General features: G+C 67.4%; 14 protein-coding genes and 2 pseudogenes. 8 read left to right on the top strand and 8 right to left on the bottom strand.

Annotation, left to right across the window (positions count from 1 at the left end):
- Window positions 1–254: 254 nt before the first annotated feature.
- Window positions 255–653, bottom strand: coding sequence for a lamin tail domain-containing protein (locus tag OHT61_RS28835; protein WP_329043419.1), 399 nt, complete (start codon window positions 651–653; stop codon window positions 255–257).
- Between the two features lie 298 nt (window positions 654–951).
- Window positions 952–1,092: pseudogene (locus tag OHT61_RS28830) on the bottom strand (helix-turn-helix domain-containing protein); the annotation flags it as partial.
- Between OHT61_RS28830 and OHT61_RS28825 the strand changes: the two are divergent.
- The 3 genes and pseudogenes from OHT61_RS28825 to OHT61_RS28815 all read left to right on the top strand — a co-directional run.
- A complete protein-coding gene (locus OHT61_RS28825) occupies window positions 1,082–1,633 on the top strand; it encodes a hypothetical protein (protein WP_329042217.1) in 552 nt (183 codons plus the stop codon). The pseudogene OHT61_RS28830 and the gene OHT61_RS28825 sit on opposite strands and share 11 nt — an antisense overlap.
- Before the next feature lie 47 nt (window positions 1,634–1,680).
- The gene (locus OHT61_RS28820) at window positions 1,681–2,127 is read left to right on the top strand and encodes a helicase associated domain-containing protein (RefSeq protein ID WP_329042216.1); all 447 of its coding nucleotides are present in this window, start codon (window positions 1,681–1,683) and stop codon (window positions 2,125–2,127) included.
- A 61-nt stretch (window positions 2,128–2,188) separates the two neighbouring features.
- Window positions 2,189–2,707: pseudogene (locus OHT61_RS28815) on the top strand (HARBI1 family protein); the annotation flags it as partial.
- A gap of 136 nt (window positions 2,708–2,843) precedes the next feature.
- On the opposite strand, the gene OHT61_RS28810 reads toward OHT61_RS28815, so the two are convergent.
- The 3 genes from OHT61_RS28810 to OHT61_RS28800 form a co-directional block, all read right to left on the bottom strand.
- Window positions 2,844–3,233: a MarR family winged helix-turn-helix transcriptional regulator gene (locus tag OHT61_RS28810; protein WP_329043418.1), complete on the bottom strand. Its 390-nt coding sequence runs from the start codon at window positions 3,231–3,233 to the stop codon at window positions 2,844–2,846.
- A gap of 1,045 nt (window positions 3,234–4,278) precedes the next feature.
- Window positions 4,279–4,629, bottom strand: coding sequence for a hypothetical protein (locus tag OHT61_RS28805; RefSeq protein WP_329042215.1), 351 nt, complete (start codon window positions 4,627–4,629; stop codon window positions 4,279–4,281).
- A 989-nt stretch (window positions 4,630–5,618) separates the two neighbouring features.
- Window positions 5,619–6,281: a TetR/AcrR family transcriptional regulator gene (locus tag OHT61_RS28800; protein WP_329042213.1), complete on the bottom strand. Its 663-nt coding sequence runs from the start codon at window positions 6,279–6,281 to the stop codon at window positions 5,619–5,621.
- Between the two features lie 225 nt (window positions 6,282–6,506).
- On the opposite strand from OHT61_RS28800, the gene OHT61_RS28795 reads away from it, so the two are divergent.
- Entirely contained in the window at window positions 6,507–7,271 is a 765-nt protein-coding gene (locus OHT61_RS28795; RefSeq protein WP_329042212.1) for an SDR family NAD(P)-dependent oxidoreductase, read from the top strand.
- A gap of 953 nt (window positions 7,272–8,224) precedes the next feature.
- Here OHT61_RS28795 and OHT61_RS28790 read toward each other — a convergent pair.
- On the bottom strand, window positions 8,225–8,584 hold the full coding sequence (locus OHT61_RS28790) for a winged helix-turn-helix transcriptional regulator (protein WP_329042211.1): 360 nt from the start codon (window positions 8,582–8,584) through the stop codon (window positions 8,225–8,227).
- A 130-nt stretch (window positions 8,585–8,714) separates the two neighbouring features.
- Between OHT61_RS28790 and OHT61_RS28785 the strand changes: the two genes are divergently transcribed.
- The 3 genes from OHT61_RS28785 to OHT61_RS28775 all read left to right on the top strand — a co-directional run bounded on the left by OHT61_RS28785 (window position 8,715) and on the right by OHT61_RS28775 (window position 11,318).
- Entirely contained in the window at window positions 8,715–9,083 is a 369-nt protein-coding gene (locus OHT61_RS28785; protein WP_329042209.1) for a DoxX family protein, read from the top strand.
- A 105-nt stretch (window positions 9,084–9,188) separates the two neighbouring features.
- Window positions 9,189–9,842 carry an HSP18 transcriptional regulator gene (locus OHT61_RS28780; protein WP_329042208.1) on the top strand — a complete coding sequence of 218 codons (654 nt, stop codon included), beginning with the start codon at window positions 9,189–9,191 and terminating at the stop codon, window positions 9,840–9,842.
- Window positions 9,843–10,527: 685 nt separating this feature from the next.
- A protein-coding gene (locus OHT61_RS28775; protein WP_443049636.1) for an IS5 family transposase occupies window positions 10,528–11,318 on the top strand; the annotation gives its coding sequence in 2 pieces (ribosomal slippage) (window positions 10,528–10,858 and window positions 10,858–11,318; 792 coding nt in all).
- A 181-nt stretch (window positions 11,319–11,499) separates the two neighbouring features.
- On the opposite strand, the gene OHT61_RS28770 is transcribed toward OHT61_RS28775, so the two are convergent.
- Window positions 11,500–12,308, bottom strand: a protein-coding gene (locus OHT61_RS28770; protein WP_443049566.1) for an IS5 family transposase whose coding sequence is annotated in 2 segments (ribosomal slippage) — window positions 11,500–11,960 and window positions 11,960–12,308 — 810 coding nt in all. Because the reading frame shifts where the segments join, the coding sequence is not laid out codon by codon here.
- Between the two features lie 259 nt (window positions 12,309–12,567).
- On the opposite strand from OHT61_RS28770, the gene OHT61_RS28765 reads away from it, so the two are divergent.
- Window positions 12,568–14,193, top strand: a complete 1,626-nt coding sequence (locus OHT61_RS28765; RefSeq protein ID WP_329042206.1) for an ISAzo13 family transposase — start codon at window positions 12,568–12,570, stop codon at window positions 14,191–14,193.
- Between the two features lie 260 nt (window positions 14,194–14,453).
- On the opposite strand, the gene OHT61_RS28760 is transcribed toward OHT61_RS28765, so the two are convergent.
- Window positions 14,454–16,250: an FAD-dependent monooxygenase gene (locus OHT61_RS28760; RefSeq protein WP_329042205.1), complete on the bottom strand. Its 1,797-nt coding sequence runs from the start codon at window positions 16,248–16,250 to the stop codon at window positions 14,454–14,456.
- Window positions 16,251–16,553: the final 303 nt, after the last annotated feature.

Raw genomic sequence — 16,553 nt, 5'->3', positions numbered from 1 at the left:
CAGCCCCGCAGACCTGCTCCACAGTGTGAACCCGGAGCAGTCCCCCTTCCTTTCTGCGTACGCAACACCCGACCACCCGGGGCCCGCCAATCCCGCCGCCGGCCACAAGGGCTGGAACGTCGTGATGCCCGTACCGTTCGGGTGCGGGCATCACGGAGGGATGAGGGCAAGCCAGCCACAAAGGATGCTCCCTGCCCTCATCCCACCTGGGGCACGACGGTCAGGGGGCCGGAGCCGCGTTCGCGCGGGTGGGGTTAGCGGCGGTGGTGGCTGCGGCCCCAGGAGTCGGTGTCGACGGTGCGGCCGCGGGCGTCGCGCAGGGTCGCGGTGTCCCGGTTGTTGTCCCAGACGTAGGCGCGGCGGTCCTGGAAGAGGTCGGTGCGGGTGTCGCGGCCGATGCCGGTGTGGATCCGGACGGTGGCGCGGCCGGCGAGGCGGACGTTGTCGAAGCGGTAGCGGTGTCCGTCCGCGTCGCGCAGGGTCCAGCCGTCCAGGTTGACGGCGCGGCGGGTCTGGTTGGTGATCTCGACCCATTCGGCGTTCAGCGACCGGTTGCTGCGGTCGTCACGCCCAGGGCTGTCGGCCTGTACGTCGCTGATCACCACACGGGGGGCGGGGCGGTGGCGGTCGCTGTCCTGCGCGGAAGCCGGCAGCCCATGCTTCCCTTACCGAACGGCCCACCGACCGGTCGAAGAACGGCTTCGCGAAGGGCTCATCACGGTTGACGATGATCACGCCGGCGAACCTGACCGTCCACTCCCCCCAGGACACCCCTCCAGCGCTTCACGGACCACAACCCGCAACAGCTCCTGATCCCGCACAGGCATGCCGGGACAGCCGGCAAGAACGTCATCAGAGAAGTCATCGGGCACACGCCGCGTTTTCGCTGTCACATCCCCTCCAACGACGACCAGCCGCCCGAGACGCGCAATCTCGGACGACGTCAGGCCCTCAGGTCGCGACCGGAGCGTCCCGAGTGGGCAGCCCATCCGGCTCGTCGGCCGCCTCCCAGCGCAGCAGGTCCCCCGGCTGGCAGTCGAGAACTTCGCAGAGTACGGCGAGCGTCGGGAAGCACACTGCCTTGGCCTCCCCCAGCTACCGCAGCCTTGTCGCGGTCCTCCAGGGATTCAGGGCACATGACGCCCGGGCCATCGAGCGCCTGGCGCTCGCCACCACCACAGCCCGAGGACAGGCGACCGAGGTCGTCGCCCTGGACCCCGGCCGCACGCGCACCGACCAGCACGGCGGCCAGGCGCCGGAGGCCGCAGCCGATGCCGACGGCGAGATGCAGGCCGACACGACGAGCGCCACCCCGGGCCCGGACGAGGAGACGGCAGAACTCGAGTCCAGCGAGGGGGCGGACGACGGCGAGCAGGACGAGCGCGCGGGCAGCAGCTCGGTGCCGCTGCTGCGGTTCTCCCCGCCCCGCGACCCCGGCACCGTTGCCCTGTTCCTGCGCGCCCGCGTCCTGTACTCGGACTCCGAGGTCTGGCTGAGCGGCTACAACGCGCTGCGCACGTGGGTGGAGGAGACCGGCGACCCGCAGGTGACCTTGGACGCGTCCGCGCCTGAGCGAGGACGGCATCACGTATGCGCTGGGCGCATGGGTCAGCGAACAGCGCCGCGCCTTTAGGCTCGGCACACTAGCCCTGGCGGGCCGACCTGCTGAACGAGGTGGGCATGGTGTGGTCGGTCGCGGACGCCGGATTCTGGAAGAACCTCACCGCGGCTCGTACGTACTTCTCGGTGCACGGCAGCCTCGCGGCCCCGAAAGACGCCTTCGTGGACGGGGTGGCCGTTGGTCCGTGGCTCGCCAATCTCCGAAAGGCCGGCGGGCTCGGTGCGAACGCCGACCGCGCGGCGGAGCGGCGCCAGGCGCTGGAGCAGATCGACCGGGACTGGAACCCCGGATGGTCCACCGACTGGCAGCGCAATTACGCGACCGCGCGCACCCCCCTGTCCGAGGAGACCGGGCTGACCGATGTACAGCCGGGCGTGCTCGTCCACGGGCCGCGACGTCGGCGCATGGATCAACCGCCAGCGACAGCACGCGGTATGGGAGAACCTGCTGCCCGAGCAACGCCAGCGCCTGGAGGGCTTGGAGCCGCCACCGAACCGACCGCATGATGCCTCCACGCCACACCTGCGCATCCAACGACGGGGGCCCGGCGCGAGCCCGGTCAGCCACGGTTTCAAATCTCGGCCCACCGCTCACGCCTACGTCACCGCGGTCACCGCGCTGCTCGCCGAGCGGGGGCACCGGGCCTGCTGAAGACGCTACGCACACACGATCCGGACTTCGTTCTCCTGGACGGCACGCTCGCGGGGTGCGACCGCGTCGGTGACGGCAGGGCCGACTACTCCTCGAAGCACAAGCGGCACGGGGTGAACGTGCAGGTCGTCACAGACCCCAGCGGGGACATCCTCTGGCTGTCGCCTGCCCTGCCGGGCCGGACCCACGATCCGACGGCAGCCCGCACCCACAAGATCCTTCGGATCTGGAACGGCAGGGCGTCCCGATCCTGGCCGACATGGCCTACATCGGTGCCGGCGACTGGGTCACCACCGCCAAGCGCCGCCCGCCAGGCGGCGAACTCACCACCACCGAACAGACCGCGAACCGGACCCTGTCTGCAGCCGGTCACCCGTCGAACGAGGCATGGCACGACTGAAGTCCTGGCAGATCTTCCGCAGATCCCGCGTGAACGGCGACCTGGAGTTCACCACCATCGACGTCGAGAGCGCCCTGTTCATCCGAGGCGCAGTGATCCGGACAGCCCGACACCGCGAGCGGCTGGGATTCAGGGCGACACCGCAGGAGCGTCAGAGCTGGTCGGCGCGCATCACTCCGGCTCAAGTCCCTCGGCGATGATCTGCATGATCTCGGCAAAGGATTCGGCCTGTTGCGGAGTGAGCCTGTCCAGGACCGCCTCGCGTACAGCACGCGCGTGCCCCGGAGCGGCTTCGTCGACTGTCGCCTGGCCCTCATCGGTCAGAATCGCGAACACCTTTCGCTTGCCGGAGGGCAGATTCTCGCGGCGCACCCAGCCCTTTTTCTCCAGACGTTCGACCGCCCGCGTGAGACGAGGGGGTGTCATCCTCATATCCCTGGCCAGGCCTGCCATCCGCTTTCGCTCCTGCGGGGACTCGGCCAGCGTGACAAGCAAGTCGTAGTAGAGGTGCGGTACCCCGGCGCTGCCGCGGGTATGGCGATCGAGGTGCCAGGCGAGCAGAGTGGTGACCTGGGTGCAGGAGCGCCAGATATGCCGCTCCCTGGCTGTCAGCCGACGAGACCTCCTCGCAAACGCCGGAGTGTAGGCACTTCTAGTCTCCTCAAGAAGTACGGCAAGCCGCCCATTAGGGGCATGCCGTGGTGTATCCCACCCTGCTATGGCGGCATGAACTCGAGGCCATGATCAGCACACTCGCCGCCGACAGAGGCGTCGTCGGCGGACGTGCTCCACAGCCGCACCTTCTGCTGCGCGGCATCGCGCGGGACGAGAGGGTGCGCGCGAAGATCCGGCGGCACCGCCTGAGGGGAGACCACACCTCTAAATACTTGCCATGACAAACATTAGCTGCTGCTTGACAGATGTCAACCCGAGAGGGTGGGCGCCGGGGGTTGCGGCTCGACAGACCGCCGGCGGCTCCGCTAGCTCATGGCGCTGCGCTCACGTCGCTGACTCAACAGATGCGGCTGGCCTGGCCCCTTGCGCCCGAGCGCTGGCCGGACCGCGCGCCAGGAGTACGGCGGCCCCGAATCCCGGCGCACCTCGAGCACGCTGCGCTCAGGGCCGGGGCGACGGGCTGCGCAGCCAGGGCGAGGCCGGGCCCTTCCTCCGGGCGTTCACCAACCCGGGAATCGCGCGCCCCCTCCGTCGGTAACCATGCTTCCACACGCGGGGAGCGGTCGTCCGACCCCGCACGTCCGGTAGTGGGGCAGGCTCACCGCCCGCTCTGCACACCACATGCGGTCCGGCAGTCCCGATATCGCGCCGCCTGCCGTGGTGAAGGCCAAGGCGCTCACCACGGCTGCGGGTCAGGGATCGCCCGGCCGGAGAGGACGGCAAATGCGGCGCGACACCTCTCAGAAGTCTCAGCACTGCCGACACACCGCTTGCGCGGCAGGCCGAGCGCAGAGCTGCTGCCACAAATTCGGGGCCCAGGCGCACTACGCGCCGATGCGCACCATCGCCCTCAGTCCGTTCCGGGTCCTGCGTTGGTGACGGTGCCGCGCCTTGACGGCCTCAGGTGGAGGGCAGGGTCTTGCCAGGAGGGCTAGGACCAAGAGGGAACGACGTAGTAGCTCTTCACCGGGGCCGGCAGGTTGGCCTGGTGCAGGCCGGTGACGTTCCCGTAGGGCTGGGTGCAGTCCTCTCCGAAGAAGACCGTGACGGAGGCGTACTTGAAGTTGGCCACGGAAAGGGCCGGCTCCGACAGGTTCGTGCAGTGGGTGTCGGTGGCGGGGATGGGGTACACCGTGCCGGTGAAGTCCTTCCCCGTGTAGAAGTTGGCCTGACCCCAGGGAACCGTGGCGGCCGTGGCGGGCTGGGCGGCTGCGGCGCCGACGAGCAGGGCGGCTCCCGAGAGGGCGACAGCGGTGCCGGCGAGACGCTTGCGCATGGTCATGTGTGTGCTCCTTAGCGCACGAACTTGGCAGCAGGTCGCCCTCGGTGAATCACTCCACCGCGACGAACCCATCTGCTTGACCTGACAAGTATCTGTCGGGCATTCAAGATCCGCTACTCAGCGGAGAGTTGATATGCGTCACACCCTGAACGTGCAGCGGAAGGGGAAGGACCGCCGAGCACGGTGGAACTCCCGACTCGTCACAGAAATCGATACGCCCGATACCGGGGGGATTTGGAGGAGCCCGTGCTGACCCCACGACCCAAGGTGCGCCGGCCGCAACCCGAACCAGCGCAGACCCACCGCATCACAACCTGCGCATCAGGCTGAACACCACCCCCACGCCCATCCGGTGGCGCTCCCGCGCGCCGCACACCCACCTCGCCCGGATGCGCTCAAGGGCGGCGTGCGCACGCCGGGGGCGGCCGCCGGCGTGGCGTCACCGCCACCACGGGTCGCTTTGGCTCTGTACGCGAGAACGGCAGCACTTCGACACCTGCTTGGGAGGCACAGAGGACTGGGGCCGGGCCGAAGTGTTCACGAGTTCGGCTCTGGCACGCTTCCGTGATGGGGCGCCGTCCCCACTCGTGCCCACGTCGGGGCCGACCCTCTGGCCTGCTGGTGTCCTGCCTTCGCCGAGCCGACGCAGTGCTCAATGGTCCGTCACCACGGAATGTGCGCCAGAATCGAGTTTCGACAGCATGCATGACGCGCCCTGGTGTCATCGGATACCGAGGCTTGGGTGGCGCGGCAGCGCGCCCTGCCGGACGGGCGAGTCGCAGGGGAAACAGGGCGGCACGGCCCCTGTGCGACTGCCGGCCGAAGCCCGTACGGGCATCTCGAGTACGGAGTTCCGGCAGCACGACGAGCGGGCAGAGCTGCCACGCAGTCCGCCTTGGCACTCGATGACGTTGGATATCTCGACCGCTGTTGACGCGGTCGCAGTACCCGACCTCAAAGTGATGCGACTCTGCTGCAGCGCACGCCGTTCACTGCCCGCACGGGCGGAGCAGGCCATGGATGACGAGGCTGGAGAGTGTATCGGCCATGTCGTTGCGATCCTGCTGCGCTACCGGTGCGGCAGTGGGGTTGAGGCGGTCGGCGACGGGGGCCTGGGCGAGGGCCAGCGCGGGTCCGGTGATGGCGGTGTACAGGACGTGCGGCGGGACTCGCGGGATGCGGCCTACGGCTATGAGGTTGTTGATGGCGGGCTCGATGCTGTCCCAGAACGGTTGGATGAACCGCTGATGCAGGTAGTCCAAGCGGTCGGAGTCGCGTGTGGATTCGTCGGCCAGCAGCCGGTTTTTTGCCGAGGCGTTCGCTGATCGGCGGTAGAGCTGAACGATCACTCCGGTCAGGTGCTCGTCGTCGTCGCCTGACTTGGCCAACTGATGATCGAAATCGTCCTGATCGTCCCGCATCGCGAAGTCCACGACAGTGCGCCAGAAGTTGTCTTTTGACCCATAGCGGTCATTGATGAAGTTGTGGCTGACCTCAAGGCGCCGAGCAAGCTCCCGCACCGTGGTCGCGGCGTAGCCGAGCTCGGCGAAAGTGTCGAGCCCGCGCCGGAGGATCTCACCCTCGTCCAGCTGCGCAGGGGCGTACTTGCCTCGCGCCGGCGACTTCGCGGCCCTGCGATTCCCGTCGACCACTTCTCCACCAATCCGTTCACAGCCATATGCCTGCCGTCGCCACTCCCCCGGATCACCGCTGCCACGGTGCCGCAGCCTTCCCCGCCGATCGCCCGCGCCTGTGAGAAGCATAAGCGACGCACTTGACGCTTGTCAGATCGGCGCTTGACGTTTGTCAGAGGCAGGAGCATGCTTGCCTCGTCAAGCAAATTTCGGCTGACAGATCCAGAAGCAGGAGACAAGGTCATGGGAATACTCGACGGCAAGGTAGTACTCGTCACGGGCACCGGCGGAGGTATGGGTCGCGTCGCCGCTCTGATCTTCGCCCGAGAGGGGGCGAAGATCGTCGGCGTCGACATCCACGCCGCCGAGAACGCGGAAACGGCCGACCTCGTACGCGAGGCCGGCGGCGAGATGACGAGCATCGCGCCGGTCGACCTCACCGACGCGGACCAGGTGCACCGGATGGCCGACGAGGCCGCAGCTGCCTACGGCGGGCTCGATGCCGTCTACAACAACGCGGCCATGATGCGCTTCGGCGCAATGCCCGACTTCTCCATCGAGGACTGGCGCGCGACGGAAGCCGGGGAACTCGACATCCCCTTCTTCGTATCGAAGTACACCTGGCCCCACCTCGTCCAGCGCGGTGGCGGGGTCATCATCAACGTCGCATCGGAGGCCGGGCTGATCGCGGGCTCCACTCCCCCCATGGTCGCCCACACCGCGACCAACGCCGGCGTCATCGGAATGACACGACAGCTCGCACTCGAGGGCGCACCCCACGGAATCCGCGCCGTAGCCATCAGCCCGGGCCCGGTCCTGACCCCCGCAAGTGACCGGGACCTCGGCGACAACCAGGCCATGCGGGACGCCGTCACCAGCAAGGTCCTCCTCAAGCGCTTCGCGCAGCCCGAGGAAATCGTCGAACTCGCCGCCTTCCTCGCCTCCGACCGGGCATCCTTCATCACCGGCGCCAACTACCCCGTCGACGGCGGCGCAAGCGCCTGGTAAACCCACCCACACGCACCACCAAACACACACCCACCCGAACACAGGAGGACGATGGGCCCGCCCACAGCGCGCCACAAAGCAAGGCTGGAGGGGTGAGACCGACACGCGGTCTCACCCCTCCAGCCATGATCAAGCAGTACATCACAGCGCTCAATCGAGCAATCTGCACCCGATCGGCCTGTGCGACACGAGGCCCTCGCCGGTCGTTGCTGCAGAACCGGGTCCAGCACGGCCCCATGAGCTTGACAGCAGGCGAGCCCAGAATAAAAACTGCACAGTCAAGCGAACCGTGCAGCGGCCGCTTGCGAAAACCACGGGTAGCGCACCCACGACACCGTCCCCCGGTCGCTACCCGTCCAGGCGCCTGCCCATCCCTCCCCCGTGGTCGGCAAGCGCCACCGAGCGCCCCACGCACGCGTGGGGCGTTCGACATAACCCCAGATCCACGCACATCCGCACGGCCACGCACTCTTCCCCACGCTCTCGTCCCAGCCCTCTCCCCCGGCACCCGCTGGTGCCGGTTGCGCTGCACGAACTACCCCGTTAGACCGGTGATAGCAGGGTAGGTGTCGGGCATGCGGTCGCGGCGGTGGGTACAGTCCAGCGCGTCAGTGGTTTCCAGCGCTGGTGGTCGGCGAGGGCGGTCCAGGTCGCAAGGCATCGGTCCATAGCGGGCAGCCCCGCCGGTCGGCAACCACGGTGCCATTCATGGCGTTCTGCTTCTTCTTGCCCGACACGAACGTCGCTTCCTGAACCCGTCTCGTGCAGCATGGCGGCGGCCTTCGCCACCGGCCTGCTAGACGGCCAACTCACCGATCAGGCAGACCAGATGATGCCGCGAGATCCCAGTGAACAGCCGATGCTCCAGGACCGCCCGATCGACCATGATCGCCACAGCCGGACCATGCAACCTGGCGGCACCGACGACCCACCCGCTATCACACACCAACTCGTTAATCGACAGAGCGGGTCTTCACCGACGTCGCCTGGGCTGCCTCCATGGTCCTGGCCGCCTCCGCTGCTTCCCGGAAGGTGACGACCGCCTCGCCATTCTCCCGCGCCCACGCGGTGAGGATCCTGATGGGCTCCTCCAGGGTTCGCCCGAGGTCGGTCAGGCCGTACTCCACACGTGGCGGAGCCTCGGCGTACGCGCGCCGCTCGACGAGACCGTTGGCCTGGAGTCGGCGCAGCGTCTGGGTCAGTACCTTGCGCGAGATGCCGCCGCTCAGTTCGACCAACTCGCCGTGGCGCAGCGGGCCATCGGTCAGCGCGAAGACCGTGACCATGGACCACTTGCTGGCGATGATCTCCATGGCGAGGAGAGCAGGGCAGTCGGCCCAGGAAGGCGGTTCCGGGTCGCAGGGTCATGCCGAGAAGGTTACCTGGAGGTACCTGACGGCCGCCTATCGTCATCGATGTGCGCACGCCCATACCGCATCTCGCATGATTGAGGTTTCTGCCGTGTTCGTCTCCCTTGCTGTCGTCACCGTGTTCATATCGGCGGTTCTCCTCTCATCAGCCGGAGCCAAGTCGCTGCGGACCCGGCACATCACCGAGCAGATGACCACCCTCGGCGTGCCGCCGAGCATGATGACCTTCCTGATCGGTGCCCAGATCGCGGGCGCGGCCGGTGTGATCGCCGGACTCCGGTGGGGGCCCGTCGGAATCGCCGCCGCGGTCGGCCTAACGCTGTACTTCACCGGGGCGACCGCACTCCACCTTCGCGTCGGCGACCGCAGAGGCGCGCTTCCGGCAGTGGTCCTCACCATGACCTCCGTCGCTCTGATCGTGCTGAGCGCTGCCACCCTCTGATTCGTTGCAACAACCTGGAAGTCGGCGAGGCGGCGTAGCTGTCGTCGCGCGCCCGCCAGCGATTCACAGCGTCGTCGGGAGGATGACATCGCGACGGAGGGTCCCGTGAACGAAACCGCCTCACCGGGTACACCCATCCCCTTCCCGGCCGTCGCAGCCGCTCTGGAGGCCATCAACCAGTCCGTGCCCGACGCGCAGGCACCCACAGCCGCGACGCCGCACCCGCCCGACTCCGGCCCGCACCCGGCACTGGCCGCGCTGCTGATGCTGCGCAAGGTCCGCGAGGAGCTCGCGGGCTGGGAGAGCGCACTGATCGAAACCGCCCGCGGACAGGGCGCAAGCTGGGCCGAGCTCGCCGAGCCAATCGGGGTCGCCAGCCGCCAGGCCGCCGAACGCCGCTACCTGAGGCTGCGCCCCGGCGCAGCCGGGAGCACCGGAGAGGAACGCGTCCAGGCCACCCGCGACACCCGCGCCGCCGACCGCACCGTCACCGCCTGGGCCCGCGACAACGCCGCCGACCTCCGCCGCCTCGCCGCACAGATCACCGCCCTCACCAACCTCCCCGACAGCGCCGCGGAAGCGGTCAGCGACCTGAACCTGGCCCTCGCTGACAGTAATGCCGCCCGCCTCGTAGGGTCCCTGACCGGCTTCCGGACCCACCTGCAACCGGAGGACACAGGCCTCACCGAACGCATCGAGGCCCTGACCCAGCACACCGACCAGCTCCGCCAGCACACCCACGACCAGCGCAGCACATGAACCGCCGCACATGGACCACCCGCCCCGCTCGCGCCGAGGGCCGGCCCGGCCGGGAACGTTTTACGGACCCGGCACCACCGGCACGTCCGCGCCGCGCCACGACATCACTCCCATGCTTCGGAGCGGTCCCGGTCGCCTGATCCACATCGTGTTGCGGAACCTGTTCCGGGCCCTGCGGCATTGCCCTGCCAAGTGTTGATCGCTTCCTTGACGCCCTGATTGGTGATCTCCCGCAGGCTGATGACGTGGGTCGCCCAGCTGTCCAGGATCGCTCCGACAGGATGGAAGTACCGGCGGATGTTGTGGTAGCTGCGGGCTTTGTGTTCCCGACGGCCCTCGCAGCGCATGACTTTCACCCAGATCCGGAGTTCTTCGGTGATCGTCTCGGGATAGCCCGCGATGATCTGCTCGACGACCCGCAGATCGGTCCACGGCTGGTACGAGGGCCATATCCAGGGCGAAGATGTTTGCTGCGGCTGCGACTTCCGAGGCGGACTGCCGAAGAGCGCGAACCGCGGCTGACCATCGCGCGACGCGGAGGAGCGCCACCATCCATCGTGGCGCTCCTCCGCGCTCGGAACGACCTTGCCTGACTAAGAGGTCCTAACAGAAGCCTCAGATGATGTGACTGTCGGCTTGGTTGCTCGTTGGGCTGTTCGTGGGGAAGAGAGAGTCGCGTCCGTGGATCGTCTCGGATGAACTGTGGTCGCTGATAGAGCCGTTGTTGCCTGTTCCGGCGCCGAAGCTGGTGCCCGGCAGGCCGAGAGTTCCTGACCGTCAAGCGCTCTGCGGGATCCTGTTCGTGCTGCATACCGGGATCCAGTGGGAGTACCTGCCGCAGGAGCTGGGCTTCGGTTCAGGCATGACGTGCTGGCGCCGGCTCGCTGCCTGGAATGAGGCCGGCGTCTGGGACCGGCTCCACGTCGTGCTGCTGGCCAGGCTGCGAGCGGCGAAACAGCTCGACTGGTCGCGGGCGGTGATCGACTCTTCCCACGTCCGGGCAGCTCGGCGCGGCCCAAAAGCGGTCCCAGCCCGGTCGACCGCGCGCGGCCGGGCAGCAAGCACCACATCCTCGTCGACGGCCAGGGCATCCCGCTCGCGGTGTCCCTGACCGGCGGAAACCGCAACGACGTCACCCAGCTGATGCCCCTGCTCGCCAAGATCCCGTCGGTCCCAGGGCTCGTGGGAAGGCCACGTCGGCGCCCTGACGTCCTGCTCGGTGACCGCGGCTATGACCACGACAAGTACCGCCGTCTGGTCTGGGCTCAGGGCATCAAGCCGGTCATCGCCCGCCGCGGAGTAGCGCACGGCTCCGGCCTCGGAGTCCATCGCTGGGTTGTCGAACGCACGATCGCCTGGTTCCACGGCTTCCGACGCCTCCGCATCCGGTGGGAACGACGCGACGACATCCACGAAGCATTCCTCGGCCTCGCGACCTGCCTCATCACCAACCGCCACGTCCAACGCCTCTGTTAGGACCTCTAAGGGCTGTCCCGTAATCCCTGGTGGATCAGCGCGCGGCGTCAGATGCGGTGCATCGCAAGGCGGAGGGACATCCGCATACTGGGTGTATTCGGGCGTTCCGACAACGCGGCGAGGCGCCGTAGCTGTCGTCGCGCGCCCACCGGGGATTACGGGACAGCCCTTAGAAGACATCTCATTTGGCGAGTCTGCGGTAGCAGATGAGGGTGCAGGCGATGCTGGTGAAGGCGAGGAAGTGGTCGGCTTTGCGTTCGTAGCGTCGGTGGAGGCGGCGGCAGCCGGCGAGCCAGGCCATGGTGCGTTCCACGGTCCAGCGGTGGCGGCCCAGCCGTTGCGAGGACTCGACCCCCTTGCGGGCGATGCGGTGGGTGATGCCGCGCTCACGTAACCATCGCCGCAGGTGGGCGTAGTCGTAGCCCTTGTCGGCGTGGAGTTTGCCGGGGTTGCGCCGTCGCCGGCCGCGGCGTGAGCGGATCGGCGGTATGCCCTTCACGAGCGGGATCAGGGCCTGGCTGTCGTGCACGTTGGCCCCGGAAATGCCGACGGATATGGGCAGACCGGACCGTTCCGTGATCAGGTGGATCTTCGAGCCGTACTTGCCCCTGTCGACAGGATTCGGACCTGTCAGGTCCCCTTTTTCAGGGCCCGCATGTTCACCGAGTCGATCGCGCAACGCGACCAGTCCAGCTCGCCGCGGGCACCGAGTTCGTCGAGGACCAGACGGTGCAGCTTGGCCCACACCCTGGCCTTCGACCACTCCGCGAACCGCCGGTGGGCGGTCGCTCCGGACGGGCCGAACGACGCCGAAGGCAGCTGCAACCAGGTGCAACCCGACGTAGCCACGAAGACGATCGCGGCCAGCACTTCCCGGTCACCGTGCCGACGCCGACCACCGCCCTGCGGCCGCGACGGCGCCTCCGGCACCACCCGCTGGAACAACTCCCACAACTCGTCCGGCACAAGACGCTCAACGATCCCCACCATGACTCACAGAATAGCGAGTCAACCAAATGAGATGACCTCTAAGGGCTGTCCCGTAATCCCTGGTGGATCAGCGCGCGGCGTCAGATGCGGTGCATCGCAAGGCGGAGGGACGTCCGCATACTGGGTGTATTCGGGCGTTCCGACAACGCGGCGAGGCGCCGTAGCTGTCGTCGCGCGCCCGCCGGGGATTACGGGACAGCCCTTAGGGATTGCAGATCATCAAGGTGTTGCTTCCTGGCCTGGGGCTCGTTGGTCTGGTATGCGCATCCCGGATGAGACCCGTGACCAACTTTCCGCGAAGTTCGCGGTGTTGTTCCCACATCTGGACGAGCGGCAGCGACGGCTGCTGATGGGAACCGAGGCCCGACTGCTGGGGCATGGTGGCATCCGCGCTGTCGCTCGGGCGGCCCAGGTCAGCGAGACGACGGTCCGCAATGGCGTGTTCGAGTTGGAATCGGGAGAGGAGCCGTTGGGGCGGGTCCGACGTCCCGGCGGAGGACGCAAGCGGGTCGCCGATCTGGATCCGGGGCTGCGGCCGGCACTGCTGGCGCTGGTCGAGCCCGACGAGAGAGGCGACCCGATGTCGCCGCTGCGGTGGACGGTGAAATCGACCCGTACGCTCGCGGCGGGGCTGGCCCGGGCCGGGCACCGGATCAGCGCCGATACCGTGGGCGACCTGCTGCGGGAGGAAGGCTTCAGTCTTCAGGCCAACGCGAAGACGCTCGAGGGCAGTCAACATCCGGACCGGGAAACCCAGTTCCGCTACCTCAACGAGCAGGCCCGCAACTACCGGGACGCCGGGCAGCCGGTCATCAGCGTGGACACCAAGAAGAAGGAGCTCGTCGGCGACTTCAAGAACAGCGGCCGCCAGTGGCGTCCCGCCGGCGAGCCTGTCCCGGACAGCGTCCACGACTTCCCCGACCCCCAGCTGGGCAAAGCCGTCCCCTACGGCATCTACGATCAGGCCGCGAACACCGGCTGGGTCAACGTCGGCACCGATCACGACACCGCCGCGTTCGCAGTGGAATCGATCCGCCGCTGGTGGCACGGCCAGGGCCAGGCTGCCTACCCGCGCGCGACACGGCTGCTGATCACCGCCGACGCTGGCGGATCCAACGGCTACCGCACCCGGTCCTGGAAGCTCGAGCTAGCCCAACTCGCAGCTGAAACAGGGCTGACGATCACCGTGTGTCACCTGCCACCAGGCACATCGAAGTGGAACAAGATCGAGCACCGGCTCTTCTCGCACATCACCATGAACTGGGGCGGCCGCCCGCTGACCAGCCACGAAGTCATCGTGCAGTCGATCGCCGCGACCACCACCCGCACCGGACTGCGTGTGAGAGCCGAACTCGACACCAACACCTACCCGACCGGAGTCCGCATCAAAGACGTGGAAATGGCCGCCCTGCCGCTGACCCGGCACGCGTTCCAGGGCGCCTGGAACTATGCACTGCACCCCCACCCCTCACCCGTAATCCCGGCGGCCCGGGCCCCGCAGACGCCGGATCCGGAGTGGGACCAGGTCTTGCTCTCCGATCCAGCACTGACCGGAATGACCCGCCGGCAACTGAACGACCTCACCGAGACCCTGGCCCCGGACGGGGATATCCGGCGCGGTCGGCCACCTCGGCTGGCCTTCGCCGACCAGGTCCTGGCCACCGTGCTCCACCTACGGGCCGCCCTGGCCGCGGAACCCCTCGCCGTACTGTTCGGTTCCAGCCGCACCGCGATGCACCGCACCCTCCTGAAGAACCGGCGACTGCTCGAGGCACACGGCATCACCACCCCACCGGCGACAACCCCACCCACGGCCCTCGCCGCCCTTCAGGACCGTGTCAAGGCACAGACCGGCGAGGACAGCAAGATCAAAACAACGTGTTAATGATCTGCAAGCCCTTAGCTCGGCTTCCGCGACCGCCATGTCCCGCCCTGGCCCGCGAGCCGCCGCGTCCGTCACGGAAATGGTCTAGCGGGCTGCTGGGAACGTAGCCACCACCATGTCCATGAACGGGGCGCTCTGGAGGCCCAGACCACCCCTTCGGTCACGTCCTCTGGCAGTGCTTCGATGACGGCGCCTCTGACGGTCCGGCCTCGCGTTCAGCCTCGACGCGAGGCCGGACCGTCAGAGGACACGGCCCGGGGTCAGCTGCTGGGGCGAGGGAGGATTTGGTCGAAGGCGGCCGTGAGACACGCAAGCGGGTCGTCGTCGGCGTTGATCGAACGAAAGGCGATGTAGCCGTCGGGACGGATCAGGAGAGCGCCCTCAGCAGAGATGGTGCGGCTGCGCTTCCACGCCAACCGGATATCGATGAGGTCGACCTTGCCAAGTCCCACCCGTGCGCTCCGCAACGGGATTCCCCGAGTTCGTGCGATGTCTTCAGCCGCCTCGACCCAAGCCTGGCCCTGTTCTCCGGCGATGAGGGCGAAGTGTCCGTCATGGATCAGTGAGCGGAGGGCCAGTCGCTCGTTGGAGCGCTCGACCCAAGCGTGGGGCAGAGCATGGCCCGGCCTGCTGCTGGGCTGGTACAGACGGATCTCGTCGGGTGATACCGGCGGCGGGGTTCCGTCACCGACGATGGCTGCGGAGTCGTAGGAGTAACCCATGGCAACGTTGTGCTGGTTGAATTCCAGCGTGGCCATCCCGAGCCACTCGTTGAAACGGTGCCGACGCTCGGCCGCACCGGGAAGGTCGTCGTCCCAGAACTTGCTCAGCGCCGCCCAGTTGTCCTCAGCGCTCTCGCTGGTCGAAAGTCCCAGTGCCGAGGCCATCGAGTCCTGATTACCGACAGCCTTGCTCGCGGTCTCGATGTTGTGCTGTGCAACGGGGTGGCGCTCGGCGGAGTACGTGTCCAGCAAGCCGTCGTCGGCCCGTCCGTCCAGTACGGCTGCAATCTTCCAGCAGAGGTTGTAGGCGTCCTGGATCGCACCGTTGAGGCCGAGGCCGCCTGCGGGGGGCAAGCGGTGTGCGGCATCGCCGAGCAGGAATGTCCGGCCGACACGGAAGTCGTCGAGCAGGAACAGCTCGAGGTTCCACTCACTCACTCCGAGAACCTTGGCTTCGATATCCGGAAGGCCGAGTGCCTCGCTCGCCCAGCGCAGCATCTTCTCGGTCTCCGAACCGTCCAGGTCCGGCCTGGAAACGGCCAGCGTCCATTCCTCGGAGTGCCGACCCCATCGGGTGGGCCCCTGGGGGACGAGAACCGCCCCGTATTCCAGATGCTCGGGGAACTCCGGGTTGAAAACCCAGGTGATCATGGAATCGTCGCCGGGGAGATACTGCGAAAGGTCCATGGCAAGATACAGACTCACCAGCTTCCGCATACGTTCATGCGTCGCCACCTTGGCACCGACAAGATTACCCACGGTGCGTCCGGCGTCTGCGCCGAGCAGATAGGCGGAGCGGACAGTGTACGTCTCGCCCGTGCTCCGATTCAGAATCGTCGAAGTGACCCCGTGGGCGTCCTGTTCAGTTCCGACGAGTTCGTGGTGGAACCGTACCGCAGCCTCGGGATAGCTCTCGGCGTGCTTCCGCAGTATCGGTTCCGTGTGCAGCAGGGAGAGGTTCGCGCCTGCCTCGGGGCTGGCTGCGATGTGATCCGGGTCTGCGTGTCCCGCGCCAAGGGACTCCAAGAACCCCAGCAGACGACCGTGGCCGTCCTCAGGACCGCCGCCCGCGAGTCCGGAGTACCAGGCGACCCCTCTCATGTTCTCCAAGGGTGTGGCCTTCGCCCTGATGTCCGGAGCGACGCCCATATCAGCCAATATTTCCATGGATCGCTGATTCAGGTAGTGGCCCCGGGGAAGCGTAGTGGTGTCCGGGTATCGGGTGACCAGCAGCGAGCGGATTCCGAGTCGGGACAGCAGGATCGACGACGTGAGGCCGGCTCCACCTCCACCGACGATCAGCACCGGAACATCGACATCAATCTTCTGGGACATGCGACCTTCTTCCGTATGTTTGGGTCTTCGGAGAGTGAAAAGCCAAGACTCTTTGACGGACTGGACCCGCTTGTAGGACAGCCGCCGTCGTTCCGGACCACGAGCCGGAACTCGAGGCAGGACGTCGGCTTGCGGCGAACGGCATGGCGGGGTTCACCTTGCCCGCAAGCCCGTGATTCGCCGCATGGACGCACAGTCACATAGTCGGCGTATCGCTGGGGTTCGCGCGAAGTCATCCCATCTCACTCGCGATCAACGTCTCTGGACGACGTAGTGAACGGAAGTCCGCGTGGGGCACCGCTA

The organism is Streptomyces sp. NBC_00178, from assembly GCF_036206005.1.
Lineage (GTDB): Bacteria > Actinomycetota > Actinomycetes > Streptomycetales > Streptomycetaceae > Streptomyces.
This window is presented reverse-complemented; position numbering and strand designations above follow the sequence as displayed.

Bases quoted from the DNA above. Each gene is read 5' to 3' on its own strand.
- OHT61_RS28785 (WP_329042209.1), top strand. From the start codon at position 8,715: ATGATTGAGGTTTCTGCCGTGTTCGTCTCCCTTGCTGTCGTCACCGTG.
- OHT61_RS28795 (WP_329042212.1), top strand. From the start codon at position 6,507: ATGGGAATACTCGACGGCAAGGTAGTACTCGTCACGGGCACCGGCGGA.
- OHT61_RS28760 (WP_329042205.1), bottom strand. From the start codon at position 16,250: ATGTCCCAGAAGATTGATGTCGATGTTCCGGTGCTGATCGTCGGTGGA.
- OHT61_RS28790 (WP_329042211.1), bottom strand. From the start codon at position 8,584: ATGGAGATCATCGCCAGCAAGTGGTCCATGGTCACGGTCTTCGCGCTG.
- OHT61_RS28820 (WP_329042216.1), top strand. From the start codon at position 1,681: ATGGTGTGGTCGGTCGCGGACGCCGGATTCTGGAAGAACCTCACCGCG.
- OHT61_RS28805 (WP_329042215.1), bottom strand. From the start codon at position 4,629: ATGACCATGCGCAAGCGTCTCGCCGGCACCGCTGTCGCCCTCTCGGGA.
- OHT61_RS28765 (WP_329042206.1), top strand. From the start codon at position 12,568: ATGCGCATCCCGGATGAGACCCGTGACCAACTTTCCGCGAAGTTCGCG.